Below are 6887 nucleotides of genomic sequence, written 5' to 3'. Positions count from 1 at the left end.
CATTCACGATTCCGCAGAGAGGCCGAGAGTATGGTCCGAAAGTCGACTGTGCCGATACCGCTCGACGCCGCCACGTCGGTCCGCATGCGCCGCCAGCCCCGCACCTCCACCAAGCCCGAACTGGCACTCCGTCGTGAGCTGCACCGGCGAGGGCTGAGGTTCAGGGTCAACCACTCGGACCTGCCCGGGCGGCCTGACGTGGCCTTCAGTCGTGCCAAGGTCGCCGTCTTCGTCGACGGTTGCTTCTGGCACCGCTGTCCGCAGCACGGAACCGTCCCCCGCAACAACCGCGAGTGGTGGCAGGCCAAGCTCGACCGCAACGTCGCCCGCGATCGAGCCAAGGACGCCGCTCTCGCCGAGTTGGGCTGGGTCGTGCTGCACGTGTGGGAGCACGAAGCTATCGGCGCCGCCGCCGACCTGGTCCAGGCCGAGTGGCGACGCCGGGTGACGACTATCGGGCGGTGACCGAGGTGCGCAGGAAGCCGCCCTTTCCGAACAGCACGCCACGGTCGAGGAACCGGTTGAAGAACCGGCACGACGGCTCACCGAGGTGGACGCAGGCAGTGCAGGCGCCGCTGCCGATGCTGCAGCCCGGGTCCAGGGGGCACCGGTGCTCGGCGTCGACGAAGGCGGTCAGCAGGGAATCGAGGTTGGACTCGAAGACCGCTTGCATTCCGCCGAGCACGAAGTCACCACGGGCTGCGGCGTACACGACGAAGCCGAGATGCTCGGGCACCAGGTACTCGCTGAGCGCGTCGCGTTCGATGCCCGCGAAGACCGCCGTCTGCCGGATGAACCTGTGTGCGTAGGTGTGGATCAACTTGAGCACGTCGGAGCCGACCGACTCCACGGTGGGATCGTCTCGCTTGGTGGGGACGACCGCCGACTCCAGGATCGCCACGCGCGCCGCGAGGGCGTCGGTCGACTCGGAGGTCCAGCCGGGAAGGCGGTGACCTCGGCCGGACAACCATGTCGCCACGCGTACCGGGTCGAGGCGGATCAGGAAGGCCTCGGTTTCCGCCAGGTTGCCGTAGAGCCGGTAGCCGCTGCGCTTGCGCCGGAACGGCACCAGTCGGCACTTCGACGGATCGTCCTCGCCACGGGTGTAGCCGTACATCGCGTTGAGTACCGGGAACTTGTCGACCAGGTCGAGGCCGTCGATGCCGGCCCGCTGTAGCGCGGGCGGATAGTCCTCCCGGTAGCGCCTTTCGAGCGGATCGTCGGACTCGGGTGCGTGGAGGGCCGTCGTCGGCATCCGACTTTCCGCCAGGGCCATCGCGATGTCGACGGCCGCCCGCTCGGCCACTTCGCGACGTTGCGGCGACAACCGGTCGACAGGGTGGTCGCCGGCCTTGGCCAACTGGCCCCCCGCCTCGGCCAGGTCCGCCATCTGCTCCGCGATGTCCGGAGCCATGCCACTGGAGATCAACTGTCCGACGAGTTCCTCGCGGGTCTGCTTCGCGGTCACGTCGGCTGGACGAACTGCGGTCAGGCCATCGACCACCCAGACGAGAGCCTTGCGGGGGCCGCCCGCGAGCTTCAGGTTCTCGCGGTGCTCCGGACGCGGCGGATTGATCAGCACCATGCCGCGGGGCACGTAGACCATCCGGGCCTTGTGCACGTTCCACCGCACGGTGCCGTCACCGCACGCGCACTTGCGCCCGTATCCGAGCCCTTGCATGGTCTCCGTTCGGCAGGTCGGGCAGACGAAGCGGATGTCCGTCGCCTTGGCGCTCTTCGGGATGACCACCTGCACGTCGTCGTGTTGAGGGCAACGTCTGATCCAGGGCTCCGTGACGGCTCCGCACTCGTGCACGCCGACGAAGTGCAGCTGCCCCCACGCTCGTTTGCCGCACCTGCAGCGGGCTTCCTCGGACTTTCCGATGCGCTTGCAGGCCCGACACAACCAGACTCGCGGGTACCGCTCCACCGTGACGCCACGGCGCTCGTCGAGTTCGACCACCTCCACCGGCACCTTGCGCAGCAAGTCGGCGGCCATGCCGCTGTCCTTGTCGTGGGCGCTCCAGGCGCCGATCTCGTTCAGCAGGCTCCAGCGAACCCGCTCGGAGTCGACCTCGATCGGACTCGGCGCCGACCACTCGTCGACCCGGTAGATGTCACCGCGCAAGTCGACCGTCTGAGCCGGCAGGAAGGTCCGCAGGATCTGGCTGCCACTGCGGGATCCCAGGATCGTCATCTCGTCCGCCTTCAGTCGTGGATCGGGGCCTGGGCTTCGACGTCGCGCAGGCTCGTCATCGGAGACGGGCTGCCGATCTCGCCGATGAACCTGGCCTTGCTGGCAGGGTCCTCAAGGTCGGCGAACCACTCCTGAACCCATTCGACGATCTGCTGCTGGTGCAGAGAATCCTCCGGCCCGTCGAACCCGAGGACCGCTGCGACCGACGCCGCTTCGTCGGCCGGAGTGAGCCCGGCGTCGCGAGCGTACTGTCGGAGCTTCAGCGGAGTGCTCAGCCGCTGCTTGCTGGCCGGCTCCACGAGCATCAGTATCCGCGCCGCCACCACACCGGGCATCGTGAGGGCCAGCACCCGCCTGCTGCGACGGGTGATCGGAATGGCGTCGACGAACCGGTCGCCCTGGCTCACGTACTTGTCGAAGTGTCGGAACGTCTGGGCGTCACGCTCACGACCGATCTTGTGGAGGACGTACACCAGACCGGGGTACCGGCGACCGACGCGGGCCGTGGTCTGGATGAACTCGGCCGTGGTCAGCGGAAGACCCAGCATGACCATCGTGTTGAGCCGGTCGACGTCGACACCGTGGGACAGCATCGAGCTGGCGGCGATCACGTGGATGCGGTCCTCGAACGCGTCCTCCGGCTTCTCCAACCGCTCCAGGATGTTGCGGACCTCGTCGAAGTCGGTCTGACCGGTCAGCTGCTCGACGTTGATGCCGTCGACGGTGTTGTTGCTGCCGAGGCTCCGGCCGGCGGCCTCCACGTCGTAGAGAGTCGAGCCGTAGACGACGTCGGTGCCGTAGATGCTCAGCAGCTTCTCCGCGTGCCCCGGATCGATCCCGGCTTCCGCACACACGGTTCTCGGGTCGTTCAGCAGCTCCCGGACGCATCGCTGCAGGGCGTCCAAGGTCCGGTCGCTGACGTGCTCCAGCGTGACGCCACGCGGTGCCACGGCGACGAAGCGCCGTAGTTTGGCGGTGACCGGCGCGGTCCAGAAGGACTCGCCTGCTCGGGGCCCCGGCTGCGGGAAGACTCGCCCCTTGCGCCGATACAGGATCCTGACCTGGTGGTCGTACCCGGTCAGGGTCGCACTACTGGCGACGATCTTGGCGCGGGTGCCGCACAGCTTGTCCTGCAGATGGTCCAACAGGCTCTCGTAGTGCGAGTCGACCGCGCCCAGGCTGTCGCGTAGCAGGTGCAGCTCGTCCTGCAGGCGAAGCGACGGACCGAACCGCTCCGCGGCCATTGGCAGCGCCTTGAGGGTGCCTTGGCAGTCGGGAACGAGGCAGCCGTTGGGGGACTTCGACCGGGTCGAGTAGGTGAACCCGTGCCACTCCTCGGAGCAGAGCTTCTGCGGCGGACCGATGAGCCCTCGCATGGCCTGCTGCAGGCCGATCGACGCCGCCTTGTCGAGCGTGCCGACGACCACCGTCGGCAGGAAGCGGAACACCTCCTGGTCGACGACGTAGACCGGTAGCGGACCCCGCTGCCAGGGGCACGCCTGGTTGGTGCAGTGGTGCTCCAGCTTCCATCGCTTCCGGTCGAACTTCATGCTCAGGCGTTCGTCCCGGCAGAACGGGCAGTGCAGCAGCACCCGGTACTTCTCCGGCATTCCCGGGCTGTCCGGTCCGATCTCGTCGTTCTCCGGCTTGGGAACGATCTTATTCGGGGTGCCGGCCTGACCGACGAGGAAGCCGAGACTGAACGGAGCGCTACGCCGGAGATCATCCTGTTGTCGGCGGACCAGTTCCGCCCCAGCGAGCGCATCGGCGAAACGCTGGGTCTGCTGCAGGCTCAGCAGGCGTAGCGGGAAGCGCGACCACGCGGTCACACCCGTACGCTTCCCGGTCAACCGGTCGAAGAACGCCGTGGTCAGCAGGAGACCCAGATACGTCTCGGTCTTGCCACCGCCGGTGGCGAACCACACGGTGTCGACGTGATCGGCCTCCTCAGCCGGCTCGGCGAGGAACCGGATGGCAGAGAGCAGGAATCCCACCTGGAACGCGCGCCACGTACGGTAACCACGCCCCTTGGCGCTCAGCCCGATCGCCTCGTTCATGAGCTGGAACGAGCGTCGGATCTCCGGGCGCGTCCGGACCAGCTCCAGGCCGGCACGCAGCCGGGCGAGCTCGTCGAACACGTCGGCAGCGGACCGGTCCGCTTCGGCGCGCATCGCATCCGTCCAGCCATCGGCCAGGTGGCGTTCGTCCAAGGCGACCGTGGACCAGTGCGTTCGGTCGTATTCGTCGAGTGCGTCCACCAGGTCGGTGAGGACCGGGATCGGATCGGCGGCGAGGCGAGCAAAGGAAAGATCGGGCTGGGGACGAGGGCTGTTCCAGTACTCCGGCCGGAAGGTCTGCACACCGACCGTGTCAGTGGTACGGAACACCCCGGGAGCCACCATCTCGACGCCCACGTTGATGCCGTATGCCGGCACCCGCCGGTCGTAGCGGAAGCTGTCCGGCAGGGCCTCCAGCTCGAACGGCACCGTGCTGAGCCCCGCCACCTCCAACTGCGTCTCGTAGATATGGGAATCGGTCAGCCCCGGGGCCTTCTGCGGGCTGGTGTTCACCAGCTGCACCACCAGTTCGGGCCTGCGGTGCCAGTCCTCTACCTCGACGCGTACCTCTGCGCACAATCCGGGTGCACCGACCGCTGCGAAAGCACCCTCCAACTGCTTGGCACCGAAGGTCCCCCCGGCCGCGTCAACGACGAGCGGGACCTTCTCCTCGACCAGACCGCTCCTCCACCACCGGCGCTCGGGATCGGGACCGTCCTTGGGATCCTTCACCCACGCCCGAGCCCGTACCGTCACCGTCGCCGACCACGGTGCCGGCCCCTCCGGACGGAACCGGACACCGATCGCGCACGGGTCCAGGCGCTCCGACCGGTCGTCGCCCACACCCTTGCGAACCTCGTCCTCGCAGGCCAATCGGCCGAGCCAGAACGTTCCGGAGGGCGCTACCTCCAACCGTTCCAGACCGTCACCCCGGCCAGCCGCCACCACTCGACCATCCAGCCAAGTGACGAATCGGTCGCACGCCTCCGCCAGCGGCTGACCCTTGCCGTAGCTCGTCACGTCTTCTCCTCGTCACCACTCCGGGAAACCACGGCCAGGGGTGCCTCGGTCACGTACGCGCGCAGCGCCGCCGCGGCCGGGTGCTCCCGAAGCGTCTTCAACGCCTTCGCCTGAATCTGTCGGATCCGCTCGCGGGTGACACCGTAGTGGGCTCCGATCTCGTCGAGGGTTTCCTGCTCGTAGGTGCCGAGGCCGAACCGTCGTCTAAGCACGCACACGGCTCGCTCCGGCAGCGCCTGCCGCAGGGTGTACTCGACGTCCGCATGGAACATCGCATGGCAGACGATCTCCGCCGGGTCCGTGCGGCCGTCACGCTCCTGCTCGGCGACGAGGAGGTCCGACCGACGTAGGTCGCCCTCGTCACCGAGTAGATCGTCGAGACTGACCTCTGGACGTGAGTGGTCCAACGTCGCCTGCACCTTGCCGGGATCCAGTCCCGTCTCGTCGGCGAGTTCCGACAGCGTGGGTGCCCGATCGAGTCGCGCCGTGAGTGTGCGGACGGCCTTGTCGACCTTCCGCATCTGCTCCATGAAATGGACGGGTATGCGGACCGTGCGGCCGTAGTTGGCGATGCCGCGTTCGATGTGCTGCCTTATCCACCAGGTCGCATAGGTCGAGAACTTGTATCCCTTGGAGCCGTCGAAGAGGTGGGCCGCGTGCATCAGTCCCAGGTTGCCCTCCTGGATCCGATCGGCGAACTCGAGACCCCTGCCGTCGTACTGCTTGGCTTTCGCGATCGACACCACGAGCCGCAGATTCGCACACACCAGCTCGGCGTGCGCTTCACGGCCTTCCTCGATCCGGTGACGCAAGGCTCGCCGCTCCGCGCGCGACAGTTCGCCCCACCCGACTTCGAGTGTGCGTCGTGCCGACTCGCCCTGCTTCATCAGCGACCACAGTTCCACCTCACGCTCGGCACCGATCAGCCGGTACCGGCCGATGGTCCCCAAATACTGGCGGATCGTGTCCCCGTGCAGCTCGTAGCCCTTCACGGCGGATCTGGCAGGACGCGTGTCGGCGGCAGCGGGCAACTCGACGCCGGCTCCCTCCAGCAGACGCAGCAGTTCGCCGTGTTGTCCTGCGGACAGTGCCCGTCGTGTCGCGACCAAGGCGACCTCGGCGCGCGTCAGCTTCCCCCCAGTGCGAGACCAGTCACCGAGTAGATCCTCGAACGCCACCCCCACCGCCCCGTCGGATGCCGACGAGACTGGCTGCTCGGGAGCATCACCGAACAGCCAGTCCGGGCCGTCGTCAGCCGTCGCCTCGTCCGGCGACTGCCCCGGGGCCGCCCCACTTGCAGTCGAGAACTCGTGCGGTCCACCTCCAGCCACGTGGCTTCCGGCCACGTCCGCGGGTGCGAGGTCGGGCGACATGGAAGGCTGGACCACGGAACCGCTCGACGAAACCGCCTGGTAACCCGACGCTCGCTGCCTGGTCAATACCATCAGCAGGTCATCGACATCTCCATGAGTCAGGCGATGGCGAGCGACGAACGCCGTGACCAGGGACTGCACCCGGTTCCTGTCGTGGCGATCGACGATCTCTCGCAACTCGTCGACCAGGGCTGGCGGAAAGCTGGTGGAAGACCGTGTGGCCGTAGCCATGAATCCCTC

Annotated in this window: 4 protein-coding genes; 1 reads left to right on the top strand and 3 read right to left on the bottom strand. The window is 67.6% G+C overall.

Annotated features, from left to right (window positions below):
* The first annotated feature begins 30 nt into the window (after nt 1-30).
* Nucleotides 31-465, top strand: a complete 435-nt coding sequence (locus GA0070623_RS12195; RefSeq protein WP_067303765.1) for a very short patch repair endonuclease — start codon at nt 31-33, stop codon at nt 463-465.
* On the opposite strand, the gene GA0070623_RS12190 is transcribed toward GA0070623_RS12195, so the two are convergent.
* From GA0070623_RS12190 to GA0070623_RS12180, 3 genes are read right to left on the bottom strand one after another with little or no spacing between them, the layout of a single operon-like run.
* On the bottom strand, nt 452-2197 hold the full coding sequence (locus tag GA0070623_RS12190; protein ID WP_067303761.1) for a hypothetical protein: 1746 nt from the start codon (nt 2195-2197) through the stop codon (nt 452-454). The two genes, GA0070623_RS12195 and GA0070623_RS12190, sit on opposite strands and share 14 nt — an antisense overlap.
* An 11-nt stretch (nt 2198-2208) precedes the next feature.
* On the bottom strand, nt 2209-5274 hold the full coding sequence (locus tag GA0070623_RS12185; protein WP_067303758.1) for a helicase-related protein: 3066 nt from the start codon (nt 5272-5274) through the stop codon (nt 2209-2211).
* On the bottom strand, nt 5271-6878 hold the full coding sequence (locus GA0070623_RS12180) for a sigma-70 family RNA polymerase sigma factor (RefSeq protein WP_089004018.1): 1608 nt from the start codon (nt 6876-6878) through the stop codon (nt 5271-5273). Before GA0070623_RS12180 ends, GA0070623_RS12185 begins: the two co-directional genes overlap by 4 nt.
* Nucleotides 6879-6887: the final 9 nt, after the last annotated feature.

This window comes from Micromonospora rifamycinica, assembly GCF_900090265.1.
In the GTDB taxonomy this organism is placed as follows: Bacteria; Actinomycetota; Actinomycetes; order Mycobacteriales; family Micromonosporaceae; genus Micromonospora; species Micromonospora rifamycinica.
The sequence above is the reverse complement of the archived record's forward strand: the minus strand, read 5'-3'. Positions and strand labels throughout refer to the sequence as shown.